This is a genomic window from Wolbachia endosymbiont of Onchocerca ochengi (assembly GCF_000306885.1).
Taxonomy (GTDB): domain Bacteria; phylum Pseudomonadota; class Alphaproteobacteria; order Rickettsiales; family Anaplasmataceae; genus Wolbachia.
Genome location: NC_018267.1, coordinates 527,475 through 549,312, shown reverse-complemented (window position 1 = coordinate 549,312; position 21,838 = coordinate 527,475). Strand labels below are relative to the sequence as shown.

At 32.2% G+C, this 21,838-nt stretch carries 12 protein-coding genes and 1 tRNA gene; 7 read left to right on the top strand and 6 right to left on the bottom strand.

Annotated elements, in window-relative coordinates; genetic code table 11:
- Positions 1-191 precede the first annotated feature (191 nt).
- Positions 192-1,979, bottom strand: coding sequence for a DNA primase (gene dnaG / locus WOO_RS02015; protein ID WP_014869020.1), 1,788 nt, complete (start codon positions 1,977-1,979; stop codon positions 192-194).
- A 166-nt stretch (positions 1,980-2,145) separates the two neighbouring features.
- Between dnaG and ubiG the strand changes: the two genes are divergently transcribed.
- Both ubiG and metG read left to right on the top strand, forming a co-directional pair.
- Complete coding sequence (ubiG, locus tag WOO_RS02010) at positions 2,146-3,312, top strand: bifunctional 2-polyprenyl-6-hydroxyphenol methylase/3-demethylubiquinol 3-O-methyltransferase UbiG (protein ID WP_014869019.1); 1,167 nt, start codon at positions 2,146-2,148, stop codon at positions 3,310-3,312.
- Positions 3,313-3,365: 53 nt separating this feature from the next.
- Positions 3,366-4,916: a methionine--tRNA ligase gene (gene metG, locus WOO_RS02005; protein ID WP_014869018.1), complete on the top strand. Its 1,551-nt coding sequence runs from the start codon at positions 3,366-3,368 to the stop codon at positions 4,914-4,916.
- A gap of 314 nt (positions 4,917-5,230) precedes the next feature.
- Here the strand turns inward: metG and WOO_RS04025 are convergent, their stop codons facing one another.
- On the bottom strand, positions 5,231-5,368 hold the full coding sequence (locus tag WOO_RS04025) for a hypothetical protein (RefSeq protein ID WP_155981143.1): 138 nt from the start codon (positions 5,366-5,368) through the stop codon (positions 5,231-5,233).
- Between the two features lie 187 nt (positions 5,369-5,555).
- Positions 5,556-7,007, bottom strand: a complete 1,452-nt coding sequence (locus WOO_RS02000) for a replicative DNA helicase (RefSeq protein ID WP_014869017.1) — start codon at positions 7,005-7,007, stop codon at positions 5,556-5,558.
- Between the two features lie 112 nt (positions 7,008-7,119).
- Here WOO_RS02000 and WOO_RS01995 point away from each other — a divergent pair.
- The 3 genes from WOO_RS01995 to dcd all read left to right on the top strand — a co-directional run bounded on the left by WOO_RS01995 (position 7,120) and on the right by dcd (position 8,640).
- Positions 7,120-7,202: transfer RNA gene (locus WOO_RS01995), tRNA-Leu, on the top strand.
- Positions 7,203-7,225: 23 nt separating this feature from the next.
- A complete protein-coding gene (locus WOO_RS01990) occupies positions 7,226-7,825 on the top strand; it encodes an RDD family protein (protein WP_014869016.1) in 600 nt (199 codons plus the stop codon).
- A gap of 257 nt (positions 7,826-8,082) precedes the next feature.
- Positions 8,083-8,640 (top strand): dCTP deaminase, encoded by a 558-nt coding sequence (gene dcd / locus WOO_RS01985; RefSeq protein ID WP_014869015.1) that lies wholly within the window; start codon positions 8,083-8,085, stop codon positions 8,638-8,640.
- A 1,710-nt stretch (positions 8,641-10,350) separates the two neighbouring features.
- Here dcd and pheT read toward each other — a convergent pair.
- The 3 genes from pheT to WOO_RS01970 form a co-directional block, all read right to left on the bottom strand.
- Complete coding sequence (pheT, locus tag WOO_RS01980) at positions 10,351-12,732, bottom strand: phenylalanine--tRNA ligase subunit beta (protein ID WP_014869014.1); 2,382 nt, start codon at positions 12,730-12,732, stop codon at positions 10,351-10,353.
- Positions 12,733-12,908: 176 nt separating this feature from the next.
- Positions 12,909-14,021: a D-alanyl-D-alanine carboxypeptidase family protein gene (locus tag WOO_RS01975; RefSeq protein WP_014869013.1), complete on the bottom strand. Its 1,113-nt coding sequence runs from the start codon at positions 14,019-14,021 to the stop codon at positions 12,909-12,911.
- Positions 14,022-15,448: 1,427 nt separating this feature from the next.
- Positions 15,449-15,982, bottom strand: coding sequence for a glycyl-tRNA synthetase subunit alpha (locus WOO_RS01970; RefSeq protein WP_014869012.1), 534 nt, complete (start codon positions 15,980-15,982; stop codon positions 15,449-15,451).
- A 146-nt stretch (positions 15,983-16,128) separates the two neighbouring features.
- Between WOO_RS01970 and WOO_RS01965 the strand changes: the two genes are divergently transcribed.
- Entirely contained in the window at positions 16,129-18,669 is a 2,541-nt protein-coding gene (locus WOO_RS01965) for a valine--tRNA ligase (RefSeq protein ID WP_014869011.1), read from the top strand.
- A 1,341-nt stretch (positions 18,670-20,010) separates the two neighbouring features.
- Entirely contained in the window at positions 20,011-20,688 is a 678-nt protein-coding gene (gene pyrF / locus WOO_RS01960) for an orotidine-5'-phosphate decarboxylase (protein ID WP_014869010.1), read from the top strand.
- Positions 20,689-21,838 lie beyond the last annotated feature (1,150 nt).

Here is a 21,838-nt window from a genome sequence, read left to right as displayed (position 1 = left end):
GCGCAATTTAGAACTGAATGCAGAAAAAACTTACAAGACATGTAAGCTACCATAATTTTATACAATTTATAAAAATACCTTAAGTTTTTACTATATTTTTGTCATTGAACCTACAGATCAAAAACAAGTTTTAGAGTTAGAGATAACCTTAATGGTGCACAAAATGGTTGTTAAAACTTGTCAAGCAGTTTTTACATTTGTGATCTATCTAACTTTTGAATAAATTTCATTTGCATCTCTTGTACACTACTTTCTATTTGCTTTATTTGCTCTATTAACCTTCCCTCTAAGCCAAAATTACCACTGAGCCTTGCCTTGATTTTTTCTTTTTGTAATATATTCAATTCTTTCAGTAGCACTATGTTATTCCACACAATCTCTGCTGATTTTCTCTCGTTTAATTGACTGTTCAGTACACTAGTTTTTTTAAATATAAACTTTACAACCTCAATATCATCAGACTGTTCAAACCTCTGTAATAAAGTCTCTTTATTAAATATACTTCCATTATTTACAGCATTAATCACACGCCGTTGTAATATTTTCATTTTTATATTAGTAAATTCAAAATGAGAAAACTGTTCAAAAAATATAGGATAATGTAAGATCTTAGGAAATTCTATTGCTATACGTAGAATTATAGCCTGATTTTGTTCCGCTTCAATTAGCTCTGGAGATTTATTGTAAAAATACTCACTTTTTGCTATTCTAATTTTACTATTGAAAATGTGCTTTTTAAAGCCTCTTCTTAATTCACTGGTTTTATCATAAAAGTAATCTCTGTAGTATCTTTTAATACTACTGTTACCTATAGCATTGATATATCTCATGAACTTGTGCTCAAGAATTGAATATTTTTCCGGAGTAGGTTTTTCATAGCCTCGGAGATTACTATTGACTATGTGACGCCATAGATATTCAGAATGCAGTTCTGTTGAATGATCAAGTGCAGAAAGCACATCTTCTTTTTTATATTTCAGTTCGTTACATATATCATATGGATCTTTATTTTTTGATAAAGTCACAAACTTTAATGTGTATCCAGGTTTAAGAACTGATAGAGCAAATTCTGCAATTCTAATTGCAGCATTACATCCAGCACCATCGCCATCCATGCATATGGAAATTTCTTTAGCAAACCTCCATAGATTTTTTATCTGCTCTATAGAAGTTGCAGTGCCAAGCGTGGCAACTGTATTGCTAATTCCTGCTTGATGAAGTGCTATCACATCGATATACCCTTCAACAACAAATACGTGTTGTTTTTTGAGTATTTCGCTCAAAGCAAAGTTTAATCCATATAAGTTTTCCCTTTTCTTAAATAGCTGGCTCTCTGGACTGTTTAAATATTTTGGCTTCTGCCCAGAACTTAACGCACGCCCACCAAAACCAATAACTTTGCCTGTGATATTGCATATAGGAAACATCAGCCGATTACAAAAATAATCACGAAAACTTTTATTTACTAAACCAATATCAGCCAAAATTTTATCTTCAATACCGGAAGAGTTCAAATATTCTTTCAAACCAGAGCTTGGTGCATAACCTATTTTAAATCTATCTATAATTTTAGGTAAAATCTTACGCTCTTTTAGATAAGCTACAACACCCTGATTCCTCTTCTGTACAAACCAATTTGCAGCTAAACTTAGCACTGAAAACAGTTTGTCACTTTCCTTAAACTTAGCAGCACTGAAGTTTTTATGCAACTCAACACTTGTAACTGACGCCAGTCTTTCTAATACTTCTTTAAAGCTCAAGCCCTCAGTCTGTGAAATAAACTCAAATGCATCACCACGAGCTGAACAGCCAAAACAATAATATAATCCTTTAATATTGCTCACAAAAAAAGATGGAGTTTTTTCGTTATGAAACGGACAGAGTCCAACAAAACTGTCTCCTCTTTTTATTAGCCTAACTTTCTTACCTACTATGTCAGATAATAATAACCTTGACTTTATAATATCTATGCAATCCATTCTATTAAGTTAGTAGTAGGATAAGAATTATATAGTACTTATACATATTTAACTGAAAATTTATTTCAAATTTTAAGACTAATAAAAGATCATTAGCACTAGACAACTTGACAAAAAAACAAAATAAATTATTTATATCAAATACCTTTAAGCCATTATTCTTAATATGTCAAATATAATATCAATTGCCTCAGATCATGCTGGTTATGAATTAAAATCAGAGATAAAACCTTATCTGAAAACACTAGGTTATACAGTGACAGATCACGGCTGCACTGCTGAACAAAAGAGTGTAGATTATCCAGACTATGCTATTAAGGTTGTAAAAGATATAATAAACAGAAAAGCAGATTATGGAATATTAATTTGCGGCACAGGGTTAGGCATGAGTACTGTAGCGAATCGCTTTGAAGGAATTTATGCTGCTTTATGTGATAGTGTTGAAATTACAAAATTGGCTCGCGAACACGGTAATGCAAATGTACTGTGTCTTGGCGCAGGGTTCACTAACAATGAGTTAGCAAAAGACATAGTTAAACAATTTCTCGAAACAGAGTTTTCAAAAGAAAGCAGGCATAAAAAACGTCTTGATAAGCTTAGCAATATCAGTAGAAAAAAAAACACACAAACTTATAATGAAGACGAGGTGTCAAAATTTGCTAAAATAGCAAGTGAATGGTGGAATGAGGACGGCAAATTCAAGCTATTACACATGATGAACCCTGTGAGAGGATCTTACATTATAGAGAAAATAAAAGAGTTTAAAAAATGCGACTTAAATGAAATATCACTTCTTGATGTTGGATGCGGTGGTGGTATTTTATCAGAGTCAATGGCACGCATTGGTATTAATGTCGTAGGAATAGATATATGCGAAGAAAACATAAAAGCAGCACAATCATATACAAAAAAAGTAGGGTCAAATATAGAATATATACACACTAGTATTGAAGAATTAAGCAACAGCAAAAAATATGATGTAGTTCTACTTATGGAAGTAGTTGAACATGTGAATAACTTAGAGTTTTTTATGAAAAAAGCGGTAGAGCTACTAAAACCAGAGGGGCTGATATTTATATCCACAATAAATAGAAACATTAAGTCCTTCTGTTTTGCAATAATTGGTGCAGAGTACATATTAAACTGGCTGCCAAAAGGTACACATAATTGGAATAAATTTCTCAAACCATCAGAAATTGCAAATCACCTAAGAGAAAATAACGTAACGTTACAAAGTATGACTGGTATGACATATAATGTGATAAAGCGTGAGTGGAATTTGACTCAAGACGTGAGCATCAATTATATACTGTGTGGCTTAGCGAATGGTTAACCTATTGATTTTTATTACTAGTGCAGGTACGATTAAACTTTAAGCATTACATAATGAAACAATTCGAGAATTTTTACATCACCACACCAATATATTATGTAAACGACAAACCACACATTGGCCATGCGTATACTTCTCTTTTGTGCGACGCGGCAGCAAGGTTCATAAAACTAGCTGGAAAATACGTTAAATTTACTACTGGCACAGACGAACATGGACAAAAAATTGAAAAAGCAGCCAAAATAAAAGGAATGCAGCCAAAAGAATTTACAGATAAAGTAAGCGTCTCATTTAAAAAACTAGCTGAATCCATAAATTTTCAATATGATGATTTTATTCGCACCACGGAAAGACGTCACGAGAAAGTAGTTATAGCTTTATGGAATAGACTTGAAGAAAGAGGACAAATATACTTAGATTACTACTCAGGTTGGTATTCAGTACGCGATGAAGCATTTTATCAAGAATCGGAGCTGATAGATGGTAAAACACCAACAGGTGGTGAAGTTCAATGGATAAAAGAAGAAAGTTACTTTTTTCGTCTGTCGGATTGGCAGAATAAATTACTAGAGTTATATAAAAATCAGCCAAATTTTATCTTTCCTGAGAGCAGAAAAAATGAAGTGATATCATTTGCAAGATCAGGATTAACTGACCTTTCGATCTCTCGCACTAGTTTAAATTGGGGAATAAAAGTACCAGGTAATAATAAACATATAATCTACGTCTGGATAGATGCGTTAACTAATTACCTCACATCGATAGGTTTCCCTAACATTGAAAGCAAGGAATATAAAAAGCTTTGGGCAAACGATAACTCTTTCAATGTTCATGTAATTGGTAAAGATATATTGCGTTTTCACGCTGTATATTGGCCAGCAATTCTCCTTGCAGCAGATTTACCGCTGCCAAAACAAATCGCAGTTCATGGTTGGTGGCTAAACGAAGGAGAAAAAATATCCAAGTCACTTGGCAATATTATAGATCCAATCAGATTAGCTGAAGAGTTTGGTGTTGATCAGTTACGCTATTTTCTCCTTAGAGAAATAAGCTTCGGTCAAGACGGCAACTTTAATAAGAAAAATATGGTTAATCGAATAAACTCAGAATTGACAAACAACATAGGTAATTTAGTGCAAAGAACAATTTCATTTTTACACAAGCAATGTTCGGGGGTTGTACCAACAATCAACCGGAACTTACTCAAAGATGCTGAGGGTTTACCCAATTGCAAAGCTATACTCAATCAAGTGGTGAATCATCTATCAAAGTATGAATTTAACCATATCATACTTCTGATCACCAATATCTCATCTGAAGCTAATGCTTATATAGATAGAAGCACACCCTGGACACTGAGCAAAACCAATAGAGAGCGTATGAATTTAATAATCCACAAACTATTGGAGTATATTAGAATAATCGGTATTTTATTGCAACCAATCGTTCCAAAGTCAGCAGAGATAATACTTGACCAATTGCAAATTCCAAAGAAGCAACGCAATTTAAAATCCCTATGCGGCGCATGCATAACCTCAGGCGTAACATTACCTAAACCTACACCAGTCTTTTTAAAGATTAACAATCAAGCAGAGGGCACATAGTATTACTCTTTACCATTTTGTTTTAAAATATTGAGCTTGTTATTATACCTTGATTAGTAACAGATAATTCAGTAATTTCAACATTATCAAACGGTGCTGACACAGAAGCAGTAAAATAATTATAGGAAACATAAGGTAAGTAAGGTGCGAATTTTGCTACTTAACGAGCAAGCCAACTAACTACTGCACTTACTGTTTTAATTTAAATAACCGTTAACTTTAGTTTCTTTTTTAGCTGGCTAATTTTCTAAGCCAGAAAATCTTATCTCCTTTTTTAAAATTTTCGCCAGACAGACTGCTAAAAATTATAGATTCTAAAAGTCACCCTGTTTTCTTTCTTTAAATGGATTCCTGAGATCTGTACAGTCCAAAGTCTTTTCTTGCTTTCTTCTTCTATGCCCTTGACGTTTCAGCTTATCAAGATAAGCAACAACTTCATTATTAACCTCCATATTGCTTTCTCTTTACTAACCAATTGCTTCTCAAAGTGCGTTGATTTTATTAAACATACTTTCCATTACATACCTCGCTAAAATTATTTAGCACTTAAATTCTAGCACAAATAAAAAGAAGAGTTAATTTTACTAACAAATTAGTAAATCATAGTAAAGATAGGTATTAACAAAAGACCGCTAAAGACTATAAACTGTATCTTTCCGTGTAATCTTTGAATGCACCTCGATTAGAGTCAAAATATAGCTTTACACTGCCAACTGGCCCGTTTCTTTGTTTTGCAATAATAAGCTCTGCAATGTTTCTAATTTTTTCCATTTTCTCTTGCCACTCTCGATGTTTATTGCTTCCTTCACTTGGCTGTTTTCTAAGCTCATAATATTCTTCTCTATAAAGGAACATTACTATATCTGCATCTTGTTCTATACTTCCCGAATCACGCAAATCAGCAAGTTGTGGTTTTTTGTCATCCCTCTGCTCAACAGAACGTGAAAGTTGGGATAGTGCAACAACGGGAATATTTAGTTCTTTTGCAATTGCTTTCAAACCCTGAGTTACTTCTGAAATTTCTTGTACTCTGTTCTCGTTACTTCTTTTTGTTGTTCCTCTGATTAATTGCAGATAATCGACAAATACTACTTTTACATTATACAATTGATACAGCAAACGTATTCTGGTGCGAAGAGCACTGATTGATAATGCAGGAGTATCGTCTATTATAAAAGATAGTTCAGATAATTTTGTACTAGCATTGATAAATTCATGTAATTCAAAATCACTAATTCTTCCGGTTAACGCTCTATAATAGCTAACTCCTGAATCTATGGTAATCAGTCTCGCAGCTAACTGCTCTGCCGACATTTCAAGCGAAAAAAATACTATATAGTGTTCCTTATCTCCTCTTTTTTGCAAAATCTTACAAGCGTTAAGTGCGATATTTAGCGCCAATGCTGTCTTACCCATAGAAGGTCTTGCAGCCAGAACTAATAGATCAGATTTCTGCAGACCACCAAGAAGCTGGTTTAAATCTTGAAGCCCAGTTGTAATACCTAGCGCTTCTGGATTATTTTTCAGTGTGCTTATTCTTTCGACTACATTTCTAACCGAACTTGCAAGCTTTACATACGTCTTCTCGCCCTGCTTTTTTACTGCTAAGTTAAACAACTTGGTCATCGCCTGTTCAACCTGCACTTGTGCAGGGTTTTCAATGTCATAACTATAACTATCATCAATTATTTCCTGTCCGAGCTTAATTAAATACCTTCTTAAATAAGTATCACGGATTATTCTAGTCAAACTATGGATATCAAGCGCAATACTTGCTTTTGCTGCAAGCTTTGCAAGATATTCGACTCCACCGCACTTAGCAAATGCTTCATCGTTCTCAAAAAACATTTTGAGGGTCAGCTCATTAGCAACCATACCATGTTTTCTAGTTTTAGATATCTGAGTAAAAATACTTTGATGCAATGGATCATAGAAATTATCTGCTGCGATTACATCTTCAACCGCATCGCAAATTCTATTATCACGAATCATTGCGCCAATAAGCATTTGCTCTGCTTCTAAGTTATGTGGTAATTTACATATTTCCTTGCCTATATTTCCCGAATCGACGAAATTAGCTGATTCAATCATTTTAAATTTCTAGAGTAACTAGTAACTATTTACTTATAGTAGAATATTTAATCTCCGTTTGAAAGTAAAAAAATTTGACTAATTCCGTGTTGCTTATAGCATTAAAACTTAAGCTCCTGTGGTGGAATGGTAGACACAGCAGACTCAAAATCTGTTACCCGAAAAGGTATGCTGGTTCAAGTCCGGCCAGGAGTACTTAAATATTGGGGAATACCATTATGTTACACAAAATTTTTAATCATTTATTCTCTATTTTTTTTCCTATAAATACTATTCAAAAAACAAAAAATGATAAAAATAATATATGTTATGTGATGGGGCTTAAGCGCTACACATCAATATTACTTGATTTAATTATTATTATCTTATTCTTACAGCTCTGCGGCCAAACCCTAAACCAGTTCTTTATAAACTCAGAAAATGGCAAAGTACTAAGTCAAATTGCTACAAAATATCAAATGCAAGTATCACTTTCTACAGAAGAAAAGGTAGTACAAAGTAGATTTATTAAATTATTAATCTTAAATCAAATAGCCCAATTCATTATACTCTTTAGTTATGTCACATACATGTGGATAAGGTTTGCTGCTACACCCGGAAAACTACTACTTGGACTCAAAGTCGTAGACGCACAGACTTTTAAAAAGGTGACCCTAAAACAAGCAACAAAGAGATTTTTTTCTATGATATTATCAGCTTCACCATTATTTCTGGGCTTTTTATTATCAAGCTTTAACAAACGCTGCCAAACTTGGCACGACAAGATTGCAAATACAGTAGTTGTTACTAATAAAAGTCTCAAGAAATATAAAAGCTAGAAGTGTTTTAGATCCACTTAGTTTCCATAAATGTTATCCAACTAGCTGACACTAAGATCTATTCTCTTTTCCCGTACTTCACCATCAAGTGCTAGAATGACAAAGAGGAAAGAAGCACCATAAAACATGGACTCACTTTCAGATGCTATTTATGCAGTTATTTAGATACTAGAATAATAGAAGCTGCTAGGCCTATAGTTTACATTCAAATTTTATTTAATATTATAATAGGTATTACATAATTTTAAAGAACAATCATGTCAGTCATGCCGGATAAATGGATAAAAGAAAAAGCTGAAAACTTTGGAATGATAGAACCCTTTATAGGTCACAAAAGTAGTAAAGGCGTTATATCTTTTGGGCTATCATCTTACGGATATGATGCAAGAGTAAGTAATAAATTTAAGATTTTTACTAATGTTAATTCAGCTGTCATAGACCCTAAAAATTTCCCCGAGAATAGCTTCATAGACAAAGAAATAGATGTATGTATAGTTCCACCAAATAGTTTTGTACTTGCAAGTACAGTTGAATATTTCCGTATACCAAGAAATGTACTGGGTATTTGCGTTGGGAAATCAACTTATGCAAGGTGTGGAATTATAGTAAATGTTACTCCTCTAGAGCCTGGATGGGAAGGCTATGTCACATTAGAGTTTTCCAACACCACTCCACTTCCTGCAAAAATTTATGCTAATGAAGGTGCATGCCAATTTGTGTTCTTAAATAGCAAAAGCGAGTGTGAAAAATCATATGATGACATGAAAGGAAAATATATGAAGCAGTACGGTATTACTTTACCGCTAGTAAAATAAATTACTATAAAAATAATAGCTTCCACCTAAATTACCATTGCAGAAAGAAAAGCTCACATTAACTAACTTTGGTCATTAACTTTTTTTTGCGTTTCGTTTACTATCTCCTTTGCTCACTTAAAATTAAAGTCTATTCCTATTCCACCAACCATAGCGTATAATAACTCCATAGCAGCAGCAAAATTTTCTTTATACCATATTATTTACACTCTTTGTTACAATAATTTAGTCTACAACCTGCTTATCATCCATTTTTCCAGATATTACTTTTACAGTTAGCGGTCATGTCTAATTAATGATTAGCATGAATCAGTATTTAATTGATCCGTATCGTCTCATTGCTCCAGTTTATAACTTCTTTTTTAATATGCTCTTTATACCATTCATTATCAACTTTATTCACCATTTGATCTTGATTGTCTTCTATATTTACTCACGCTTTTCAGTTAGATATATCTTTACTAATAGCCTAAAAAATGAGAAATGGTACAAGTAAAACTAGTCAGATTAACGTAACACAAGGAATCAAAATCACAGCAACTGTAATTATAGACAAGCACCCTAGTAGAAACCCTTTAGATAATTTAGAATAATGCATAGTGAAACCAAGAGATGATGCTGTTACAACAGTGATTACAATGATTAGAGTAAGTAAAAAGCGTTTATTAATTTTTTAAAATTAGTTAAATTAGTATTACTATTCAGTAACACAAGATAGTTTTGATCAACACCAGTAATCCATTTCACTCTAGATAAAGCTCTTGCTATTTTCTTCTGACATTTCAAATTTCACTTTTACTATCAAGCCTCTATAATAAATACTAAGCTATACTAGCATTTAACATAAAGTTAAGCAAAACTTTTACCTTTGCATTTTTCTATGTCTAGTTATCACAAATCTATGCAACATAGTTTACTGCACGCTTTCCTAAAAAAGCTCGAGTTACTCATTATAAACAACTGGATTTATCATATTAGGTATTATTTCTTCTACCAAGAAAGATACTCAAAAAAGAATGTACTCCTATGTCCTATTATAATTACCTACTTATACTCTACAACACTTTTCAAGCTTACAGCATAATGATTCACTAAGATTTTAATTGAGTTATAACTGTAAAACGTCCTTTTAATAGCCCCTCTAATTCAATTCTTTTAGAAAGATTTAAAAACCTTTCTAATAACTATATTTTCTTTATAACAGACTAAATATTTACCCATAGTTAATCTCTTTATGCCTAATCAATTCAGCATTCCCGATGCTACATCAGGTAAGTAAGTTTAACCATCGCCGCCCTTCTTCTTAAATTTTCAATTGCTTCTTGCATTAACTACTTGTTAGTTCTTAAACAGGTTATTTTTTCACTTTAACCAAGCCAATAAAGATACTTTAAAATTTATTTACCGAGAGATATGCTAGATTCCTGAACCTATCATGAGTTTTATCGAAGTTTATTATTCAGTTAGAATATAACATTTTAATTTTTTAAATAAAAAAAGTTGTTACTATATAGAATAATTACGTGGAATACGGTAACTGTTCTTAGTTGTACTCGTAATCGTAAAGTTAAAAGCTGTAATACTTGAGAATATGGTTGAATAATTACTAGTAATAGTTTGTAATTGTTAGTTTTTATAGACTTTATTAACTAATATCCTCTTTAAAAAATCTCCTATCATTTTTACTAAATTATCTCCCTAAAATAGACTTTAGCTGCACCTTAAAACTCCCCCGGTATTTTCATATACTAAATTAACTATAGCACCTGATTCCTTTTGAATTTCTTCTTCGGTTAAAGTGTGAGTTGAAGAGCAAAAAGTAACTGATAATGCTATAGATAGCTTATTCGGCTCCATATTATTTCCATGGTATATATCGAATATATAAACTTCTGTAATGAGCTCTGAGCTTTTTTTTATCATATTGACTATATTACCTGCTGCTATATCTTTATTTATAATAAATGCAAAATCGCGCTTTACACTTTGATACTTATAATCAGTAAACTTTTTTTTATTTATAGGTATATTATTAATATTTTCTAGTACCATCTCAAAACCCACAACTCTTTGTTTGATACCAAAAAGATCTAATACATTAGGGTGTAACTCTCCAAAATAACCCAATATTTTACCTTCAAAAGAAAAAGTGCCTGACTTTCCTGGATGGTAATATTCTTTTCCTACTTTTTCTATAGTCAAGCTATCGCAATTGACATTAAAAAATTCTAAAGCTACTATTAAATCAGCCTTTGCATCAAAAATATCTACCTTTCTATCGGAATTATAATGGTTCCGCGGCAAATTATTTCCTGACCTAATTTCACTTAAAACATGCTTAGGATAATCGAGACTATCATAAACTGGCCCAATTTCAAAAATCGCAAGATCAGATGTCCCATGGGCAATATTATCTGCAGTAACTTGCAATAAATTCGGCATAATACTTGGTCTCATTATATTAAAGTTATTATTAAATGGATTATCGATAGTAACTAACTTATTCGAGTAACCAAATTTTTCAGCTGTTGATTTACTCATAAATGACCAAGTGAGCACTTCATGAAATCCTCTACTCACCATTAAAATACGCAAGCCATCTTGCACATTGGTTTCTATCGTAGCGTTACTTGTTAATGGTTCTTCCTTTATTTTATCATAGCCATATATTCTCACTACTTCCTCAATCAGATCAGCAGGTATGGCAACATCTGACCTCCAGCTTGGTACTTGTACATTCCAATTACTTCCAGTTCTCTTATCAATACTAAACCCAAGTTTTGTCAAGATATCAAATATCTCATCAGGTGATGCAGATACACCTCCAAATTTATTTACATCTCGATAATCAAAGTTTACTTCGGTATCAACCTTATCTAATCTACCGGCAGATACCACACTTGACATCTCTCCACCACACAAATCTAAAACCATCCGAATTGCAAAGCTTAGTCCATCAAATTTATGATCAACTGAACGTGCAAATCTGTAACTTGAGTCTGTAGAGATGCCCAACTGCCTTGAAGATTTAGCGATAGAAATAGGATCAAACCAAGCAGATTCTAAAAAGATATCAGTAGTTTCAAGAGTACATTCACTACATTTACCACCTATAATCCCAGCAATTGCATGAATATTTTTACTATCAGCAATAACACTTATGTCTTTATTTAATAAATATTCTTTACCATTTAAACCAGTAAATTTCTCTTCACTGTTTGCTTTGCGTACCACGAGTTCTCCCTCTATCTTTTTCGCATCATATACATGTATTGGGCGACCAAAAGACATCATGATGTAATTAGCAATATCAACTATTATAGAAACAGAATGCATCCCTATCGATTGCAACCTATCTTTTAGCCATTTTGGGCTCTCTCTATTTTTTACATTGACAATATGTATTCCACTAATGAAGCTCTCCCCATCAGTGACCTTAACATATATAGAAGAATTCCCTTTCATTAAGGTAGTTAGAAACTGAGGTTTATCTTGGATTTCATCTCCATGTCCTGGAATGACATCAAAGTGAGTTAAAGCTCTTAATGTTCCTATTCCAGTTGCTGCCAAATCACGTGCTATTCCATAAACACTTAGACAATCTCCACGATTTGGAGTAACATTTATATCAATAACAGGGCTGCAATCGAAAAATTTATCTCCTACTTTATAATCATCAGAAACCTCAGTTATTTCTTCAATTTCTCCTTGAATCAGCGCACGTTCAGAAGCAGAACAGAACATCTCTTCACTTGACATTCCTCGTATTTTTGCAGATCCGGCCATAAAATCATCTTCCGGCAATGGACTACCAAAAGGTGTGAACATAGTTCTCATACCTTCTCTAACATTTTTTCTTCTGCAAACTACCTGCAGAACTTTACTGTTATCATCTATTTTACATAACTTTAATTTATTAGTATCTAGATGAGGCACGACTTCTGACACTTTTTCAATAGCAAACTCAGCTAACTTGGCACTATTAATCACATCTTCTACTTCCAACCCTATATAGGTTAACTTATTAACAATTTCTTCTAAACCAGCACTGGTTTTTAAATATTCCAGTAACCAAGACAACGTAAATTTCATCATGTAAAAAGAAACAAAAAAGCTATTGTAATATAAAATCAAGTGGTTTTAAAACTTATGATTCTTAATTCTTTTTTCTGACAACTTATGTCTTTCTCATTTTTTCAATAAAAAAGTAGTTCATATATTATATAAGAAAAATTTTACGCCTTATACATTTTCATACTTCTTAAGCTTTAAAATAAAATCCTAAAAAATTTTTCTATATAGTTTAATTCCTGTACATCATTTACTGTATAAAGTGGTGTAGTTTGCTGCTCGATACCTGGTATTTTTATGAAAATCTTACCTACTTCTTGCCCTTTTTTAATTGGAGCAGGTATCATATCTTTATACTCAATGTGCACTTTAATTTTGTCATGCAAATTACGACTATAGGTTATGATAACGTCTCTTGCAACCGTGATAGGCACTTTCCTATCTTTTCCATACAGGACATTTACTTCCTCAACTACATCATCTTTAGCGAATATTTTTTTAGTATAAAAATGGTCTAAAGAATATTGAATCAGTCTTTTTGCTTCTTCTATCCTCTCTTTTCCAGTACTCAACCCATTCACGACAACAAAAACTCTCCTATCATTTTGTTTTGCAGATGCTACAATTCCATACGCACCAGCACTCGTATAACCAGTTTTTAACCCATCAACCCCGATTCCATGAAAAAGTAAAAGATTTTTATTTCTTTGCAAAACATCATTGTACATTAGATATTGTTCAGAAAACAAATCATAATACTCAGGAAAATCAGTGAAAATTCTCTTTGCTAATACTACTAAGTCTCTCGCGCTCATAAAATGAGCTTCATCCGGCCACCCACTTGAGTTGACAAAGTGACTATTATTTAAACCAAGTTTTTGTGCGATCTCATTCATTTCAATCACAAAATTCTCCTCTGATCCAGCAATGCCTTCAGCTAGTGTTATACAAGCATCATTACCTGAAACTATTATGATTCCTTCGAGTAATTCTTTTACTGTAACAAACTGACCTTCTCTTAAAAACATAGAAGAGCCTTTCCTTTCCCACGCTTTCCTACTTACTTGAAATTTATCTTCCATATTCATTATCCCAGCTTTCAAATAAGCAAAAGCTATATATAAAGTCATTAATTTGCTCATTGAAGATGGTGCCATTTTTTCATCAGAGTTATGCTCAAAAATAAACAAATCTGATGCTAAATCCAAAATCACTGCTTGTTTTGCTTTAGTTCTAAATTGATATGAATATGAAGAAAAAGGAAATAAAAAGACTAACAGCAAAATTGCTAATTTACCCAATAAGTTCATAATCTTAAGCTTATAGTGTACTAATTAATAGTACAATTATGCGGACATTTCAATAAAATTGCATACATATACTGGAATTTGCTGTAGTGTAATATTATAGGCTCAAACATTTTAAAATTCAACAAAAACTATGAATCAAAGATAAATAAAAGTGCTCCTATCGCAGATGGTCTACATGTTATAAAGACAAAGTTGAAATAGAAAGAGATACAAACAAACGGTCTGGTTTAGTTGAGCAATCAGAAGAGGTGTTAGGCTAACAAAATAAGTGATGAAATAAATATTTAAGACAGCACCGTAATTCATGTAAATAGAAACTCATGTGACAATATAACTTTGGCATACAGTGATATAAGATAATAAATAGTATAATACTTTTGCGTACTACACACATGCATAGTATATAATAGAGCATTTATTGGCATAGTTTTACTGCAATAAGTCATGTAATTGCGGAATCTGAAGCTATGTTAGCTACTACTAGCAACATATAGAAAAATGATAAGAAATGAAGAAATTCCGGTTAGAAGACAGCAAAACTTTTCAAAAAAAACACTACATAAAAAATTAAATACATTATATAACTAATAATATAGATCATGTTAAACAAATGAAGGAATATAAAAATTAAAAGCAAACACATTATGCCATTCAATTCAACCCTTTAACTTTTTGATTCCACTGATGGAAAGATCAGTAAAACTTAACAACAGTGTTGATATCAATGCTATTAGTTCAGCATTGTTTCTGTAGCCAATCTTTTCTTCTTCTCTACTTTTTTCCTATCTTCTTCTTTACTAAGTTTAATTTTCATTAAATTCTTGATCAATTCTTAGTTTGACTATAAGCAAAATGTTTTCTCTACTCCAATAGCATTAATTTAACATATAAATTTTACCAATCATTACACCACCTCTTATTATTTTTTAGAAATCTCCTTCTCGCTAATTTCATTGATGTGCTTAAAAAACAAAGTTATTTTAACTATACTTAAAAAGTAACCATTTAATCATAGTAAGTAAACCTCACCAAAGGCAATGTGTGTATTAGTTTTACAAGCCAGCTCTTATTAGAAAATAAGACAAGTCGAACAATAGCATAAATAACCATCCCATCTTAAGATCTTGATATTGCTCACTATTATGAGCTTAACTTAGATAAGCTTTCGCAACACAACACTAAGCATATTTTTCAAAGCCTTGTAGTTTTAGTAACTTACACCTTAATTATCATAGCTAGATTACACTAGAATCAGTACAGAAAAGATTAAACTATTCTCTGCTTTTAAGAAGCAATAATAGAATCTTGGGTGGAACTGAGAAAACAAGTAACATCTTTATTGTTGTTTACAGAGCCAAAAATACAGTAAAAACCATTTTTAGAAGTAAGAAACTATATAATCTTGAGCTTAACTTAACAAAACTATATTAAGATAACACTTTATAATAGCCCTCTTTATTTATTTTTTGTGATTGTGCTTCACTCGCTTGAGTACTAGGTTCAAGTACAAAATATGTCACACCACTAACCGCTAATGTAGATGCTACTACTATACTAACCACTACCCACATATCTAATCTAACTGTACGTCCAAGAGCAGTAAACACTGCTAATCCAGCAACGAGACCAGAGCAAACAGAAGCAGTATACATCGAAGCTTTTGATTGCTTAATGAATTTACTTTTAGCTTCTAATTCTGTATTCTTCTTTGACTGTTGAACTGTATCCTTTTGAACTTCTAAGCTTGCTTCTAGCTGCTTAAGATCATTTACCTTTTGTTTTGTTCTACCTAATAGTTCATTTCTAGCTTCACCTTTTAGGTTTTGATCTTGTTTTAGTTCACTTCTAACAGCTGTTTTTATCGCCTTATCTGCTAGAACTATTTGTGCTACTTGAGTAGTTTGCCTCTCTTTAATATCTTTCCCCTCTAACACTCTCTGTATTTCCTGTTCTAATGGCATAATAAACCTCAATTAAATAATACTTAAAACAGTATAATAACTTCAAAATTTAATGTCAAGTAATACTTATCACAAGATACTTGCAAAATTTTAGCGTAAAACTGCCATAACTATGTTAACTTATAGCTTAAGACTAAGAAATATTTATGCTAGAAGAAAAATACAGTTTTAAAGAAATTGAAGCCAAATACAATACATTATGGGAAGTAAGCCAAATTTATCAATGGAACGGTGAAAAGGATAACACTTTTACTATAGATACACCCCCACCAACGATATCAGGAAAATTGCATATCGGACATATATTCAGTTATTGTCATACAGACTTTATTTCAAGGTTTCAGCGTATGCTTGGAAAAGATGTATTTTATCCAATTGGGTTTGACGATAATGGACTTCCTACTGAAAGATTGGTAGAACAAACCTATAAGACTAGTGCAAAAGAAGTTGGTAGAGAGAAATTTATAGAGATGTGCTGCGAAGTTATTGAAAAGTCAAAGCAAGAATTCAAAGAATTATTTAAATCAGTGGGCATTAGTTATGACTGGAGTTTAGAATATCACACGATCAGCAAAGAAACTGTAGCACTTTCCCAAATGTCGTTTATTGATCTATACAATAAAGGGTATGTATATAGAAAAATGCAACCCATTATTTGGGATCCGGTTGATAAAACGGCAATTGCACAAGCAGAAATAGAAAATAAAGTCTTCAAGTCATCCCTAAATACAATAGTTTTTTTCACTGAGAAAAATGAGCAAATTAAGATTACAACAACACGGCCTGAGCTACTTCTAGCATGCGTTGCAGTTTTCTGCCACCCAGAGGATATACGCTACACTCATTTAATTGGAAAAATAGCTGTAACACCAATAACAGGAGTAAAAATTCCAATAATAGCTGATGATAAGGTAAAAATAGACAAAGGTACCGGACTTGTTATGTGCTGTACATTTGGTGATGAACTTGATATATACTGGCAGCAGAAGTACAACTTACCGATGAAAATCATCATTGATCAGGATGGAAGAGTAAATTTAGGTTCAGTGTATCATAATAATATATCCCAATATCAAGGTACTAGAATAATAGAGGAAAGGACTACTTGGATGACAAAGGAGGATATCACGTACGATACTGAAATCTATAATGAAGTAAATGGACTAAAGGTCAAAGGAGCAAGAAGGAGAATAATTGAGATTCTAACTAAAAAGGGGCTTTTGACAGAAAGCACTAATATATTTCATTCTGTAAAGTGTGCAGAAAGATCTGGTGCACCGCTTGAGATATTGCCCACCTATCAATGGTTCATCAAGATTTTAGATCAAAAATCTCAAATATTGGATAAAGTAAAAGAATGCAATTGGTATCCAAACACTATGCGTAAACGCATGGAAGTGTGGATAGAAGGATTGAATTGGGATTGGTGTATTTCAAGACAGCGTTATTTTGGCGTGCCATTCCCAGTGTGGTATTCAAAACGTAAAGGCGAAGAAGGTAAAATTATTTTAGCTGAAGTAAAGGACTTACCAATGGATCCACTCAAAGATTTGCCAAAAGGGTATAGTAAAGAAGAGGTTTTTTCAGATCAAGATGTCATGGATACCTGGTCCACAAGTGCAATTACTCCCCAGTTAAATGCACTAGCAGTAAACAATGAGTTTCACTTGCCAGGTCATCGATACGACAAGATATTTCCTGCAGATCTGCACAGTCAAAGTCATGAAATAATAAGAACTTGGGCATTTTATACGATTTTGAAAGCACACTATCATGCAAATTCACTGCCGTGGAAAAATATTATGATCAGCGGCTGGTGTTTAGCTGATAACAAAAAAAAGATGAGTAAATCAAAAGGTAATGTTATCACTCCTCATATAATACTTGATACCTATGGAGCTGATGTAGTACGTTACTGGGCAGCAAATTCAAGACTTGGAACTGATACAGTCTACTCTGAGAATATATTTAGAATCGGTAAGCGCCTCGTTACAAAACTTTGGAATGCAAGTAAATTTGTTTCCATATTCATGGAGAAGCACCAAGCTATGAATATAAACTCCGTCAGTGAGGTAATGGACAAGTGGATATTGTCTAAGCTATATAAAATTATAGAAAAAGCAACAAGTAACCTATTACAGTTCAAGTACTGCGAAGCTTTAAATGCAGTAGAGGAATTCTTCTGGGAGGATTTTTGTGATAATTACTTAGAGCTGGTGAAAAAACGTGCATATGGCGATATGGTTAGCAATAAGGCAAGCTTAAGCGCGAAACAAAGTTTAGCGTATGCATTAAATATTATTTTGCGGTTATTTGCACCTTTTTTGCCATACATCACAGAAGAAATATACTACCAGTTGTATAGCTACAATTCCGTACATACCCAAAGCAATTGGCCAAACAAAAAAGAACTTATTTATGATAAACATTCTGAAAAAATGGGAAATAATTTCGTACAGATATTAAACCTTGTGAGAGAAATAAAAGCAGATAACAATGTATCAGTGAAGCATCCGATAAAGAAATTGATGATAAAAACTAACTTACAGGAGGATAAGTTGAACCGATCTGCACAGAACGATTTGCAAACAGTATGTAATGCTGAAGTGATACAATGGAGTAAGGATATACAACTAGGATTTGAAACTGAAAATAGAAGATTTATCGTAAAAGCAAATTTATATTGATTCTTATATAAAGTAATCTCGACTTCTTTCATGCTCATTCTACTACAACTATTCTTGTATGTGTAAGGAAATGACAATGAAAAATTTATATAACAGGTTAACTCGCCATATCCTACACCAGGTTTTTTACTACTTTAACATCGATTACATCCTTTAACATAATTTTTCTGTTGCCTTGGGTTTACCTATGCTTTCTATTTTGGTGCTTTCACTTCCATATAAGTTAATTGGTAACAATAAGAAAATGAAGATTGAGAGAAGTAAATTTACTCAATAAAAGCAAGGAATTGGAAAATAAAATGATTCTTTAAAGAAAGAAGATAAAAAATCTATAAATGAACAAGTGAAGAAATTAAATACTCAATTACATTGATCAGCACAAGAGAAGTAAGATTTAACCAAGAGAGCAAAAAGATTAGATGAAAAAGCAATTCAACTGAAGCTGAAAAGAATAATCTTTCTCAAGAAAAAGAATCTTTAAAATAAAAATTAGAAGGTAAAAACGAATTGTATAGCTGAATTATATAGAGTGTGGTAGACGAATAGAAAAGATAATGAATGGCTTCCTATAAACAAGAAATAAAAGGGTTACATTGCAACAGTTACAAGAAGCAGAAAGTAGCAATAGCCAAAAAATGAATACATAGCAGAACTAAAAAGTAAAATAAGCAATATTAAGAGTATAAAGAACTAAAAAAATAAAGAATTAGCAAGGCAGAAGAATTAGATAACTACAACGTAAAGTTGTAAAACTCAACTAAGAAAATTTTAATCTATCTAAAGAGACAGAAAAGAAATTTAAAGAATCAAATGATGCAAATAATTTCCTCAAAAGTCAGTCTATTAAGACCTATGGAAGAAAGAAATGTTACAGCAGTAAGGAAAAAGATTCAGAAGATTCATTTTTAGATAAATTTTCTGAAAGAAGCCAACGTGAGAAAATTTATTAAAAAAAAGAGATGCGTTTTGCGCAACAGATAATAGAATATATGCTAAGCAGGTAAAGGAATTAGTAAAAGAAAAAGTTGAAAGGCTGATGTAATGCTAAAAAGATAATATTATACAAGTAATTCAAGAAATAAGGTCTTGTTAAAAGAAGTTGTTCAATATTTGCTAAATAAAGCTTAATATGTAAAAGATCTCAAAATATATAGTAGAAAGTGTTTACCCGGTTGGATCTACTAAAATGATTTACATAGTATTGTAGATTAAACTATATATAGAACTTTAATTAGACCTAGCTAGTACCTTGTAGGTTTTATGATTTTCCTAAGGTAAAAGAGTTGCAAAATACAATAATTATCTTATAAATTACAAAAGAATTATCTAAAAAGACATGTAATGAATCCAATAGTGTGTGCGCTAGACACGCAAGATTTAAATGAGGCTATATATTTGATTAATGTTCTACGCGATAAAGTTGGTATGATAAAACTTGGATTAGAGTTTTTCGCTGCCCATGGTCCTTCTGGAGTGAAAAAAGTTGCAAAATGTAACGTACCAATTTTTTTAGATCTGAAATTATACGACATTCCAAACACTGTAACTAAAACGGTTGAAGCAATAAAAGCTTTGGGTGTTGAAATATTGACATTACATGTCAGCGGTGGAACAAAAATGCTAAAGGAAGCTTTAAACGTAGTGAAAGACACAAAAATAGAACTGATTGGGGTAACCGTATTAACTAGCATGAGTAACAAAGATCTAAGTAAGCTTGGAATAGCAAGAAGGACAAAATCACAGGTAATTTTATTGGCAAAGCTTGCAAAAAAAATTGGTCTACATGGAATAGTCTGCTCTGCAATGGAAGCTCAGGAAGTGCGTAAAGAGTGCGGCAAAGGCTTTAAAATTATTACTCCAGGAATTCGCATAGATCCCAACCATGATGACCAAAAAAGAACAGCAACACCAAAAGAAGCGATAGATTCAGGAGCCGATTATATTATAATTGGTAGACCCATCACAAAGAGTGGCAGTCCTACAAATAGTGTAGAATTAATACTAAAATCATTGACTTGATTGAGCCTGAAAAATTTTTAAAAAAGTGCTTAATACGAACAAACAGATATTGTACAATGTTATTGTTTTTATGTTTTTTCTCGTTGAACTTAGTTAAGTATTATACATAATGTGTAGTGCTGCTTGAAGAGTAGCCACTCACTGATGTTACTCACTCCGTTAATGAATCAGTTTGTATCATAAGAGTAACTTAAAATGATAAATGATCTCGCAGACTTAAAGAAATTAAGAGCAAAGGGTACGTTGATTCTACAATAATTGAACAATTATATAAAACAAATAGTAATATCAACAATTGCAAAGAACGCTTGAATTCGATAGAAACTGTAGCTCAATATCCAGAAGGAAGTATAGATTTTAGCATAAGTAATAAGTATCTTCCTGATTATATCTACAAGAAAGTGGAAAGTGGTTTTCAAACAAAATTCTCAATATTGTCAAATATATAAACGTATAAGCAATTCGCCTCCGATACGACAGTATTTTCTAATCAAAGAACCTTTATGAAACATTGGATTACATTATAGAAAACTGTAAGACTATGCTGCTAATGTAGGTTAAAGTAGTGAAACAGTAGATGACAAAGATTACAGTACTAAATTTAAATATGATTTTATAAAAAACATAAATACACCTAAGATTCAAAAAGTTTCTACCATAACTTATAAGTTACACGCTTATCCTTAAATACTAAAAAGCTACTTAGCAAAATGCATTTGTTAATGTTGAGAGCTGGTAGTGGAAAAGATTCTGAGACTTTTAGTAAGAAAGAAAATAAAGCCTTCATTGAAAGTGAATAAATAATGTTTGTATTATTCCTTGGATGAATATCATTCCAAAAAATAAATCACTTTCGATAAACAGAAGTAAATTAAAAAACACTAAACTACTAAAATCTCATAAGCCAACATTTTTGACCTAAGCTTATTGCTTGAAGCTAAAGATACCTTAATAAAAGTACCAACATATCAATCTACCAACATGCTACCTACACTGAACAAAGGAGGATAAAATACTGAAAGACCCTTACATGAATAATAAACCTTATATAAAGTTTTTTACCATTAAACGCATCAATGGAGTAGTTGTGAACACTACAGCTATCAAACAGTTGAAGGTTACAATCTTAAACAAAGAATTAAAAACTTCT

Excerpts from the sequence above, each read along its gene's own strand:
- dnaG (WP_014869020.1), bottom strand. The coding sequence starts at position 1,979 with ATGGATTGCATAGATATTATAAAGTCAAGGTTATTATTATCTGACATA.
- ubiG (WP_014869019.1), top strand. The coding sequence starts at position 2,146 with ATGTCAAATATAATATCAATTGCCTCAGATCATGCTGGTTATGAATTA.
- metG (WP_014869018.1), top strand. The coding sequence starts at position 3,366 with ATGAAACAATTCGAGAATTTTTACATCACCACACCAATATATTATGTA.
- WOO_RS04025 (WP_155981143.1), bottom strand. The coding sequence starts at position 5,368 with ATGGAGGTTAATAATGAAGTTGTTGCTTATCTTGATAAGCTGAAACGT.
- WOO_RS02000 (WP_014869017.1), bottom strand. The coding sequence starts at position 7,007 with ATGATTGAATCAGCTAATTTCGTCGATTCGGGAAATATAGGCAAGGAA.
- WOO_RS01990 (WP_014869016.1), top strand. The coding sequence starts at position 7,226 with ATGTTACACAAAATTTTTAATCATTTATTCTCTATTTTTTTTCCTATA.
- dcd (WP_014869015.1), top strand. The coding sequence starts at position 8,083 with ATGTCAGTCATGCCGGATAAATGGATAAAAGAAAAAGCTGAAAACTTT.
- pheT (WP_014869014.1), bottom strand. The coding sequence starts at position 12,732 with ATGAAATTTACGTTGTCTTGGTTACTGGAATATTTAAAAACCAGTGCT.
- WOO_RS01975 (WP_014869013.1), bottom strand. The coding sequence starts at position 14,021 with ATGAACTTATTGGGTAAATTAGCAATTTTGCTGTTAGTCTTTTTATTT.
- WOO_RS01970 (WP_014869012.1), bottom strand. The coding sequence starts at position 15,982 with ATGCCATTAGAACAGGAAATACAGAGAGTGTTAGAGGGGAAAGATATT.
- WOO_RS01965 (WP_014869011.1), top strand. The coding sequence starts at position 16,129 with ATGCTAGAAGAAAAATACAGTTTTAAAGAAATTGAAGCCAAATACAAT.
- pyrF (WP_014869010.1), top strand. The coding sequence starts at position 20,011 with ATGAATCCAATAGTGTGTGCGCTAGACACGCAAGATTTAAATGAGGCT.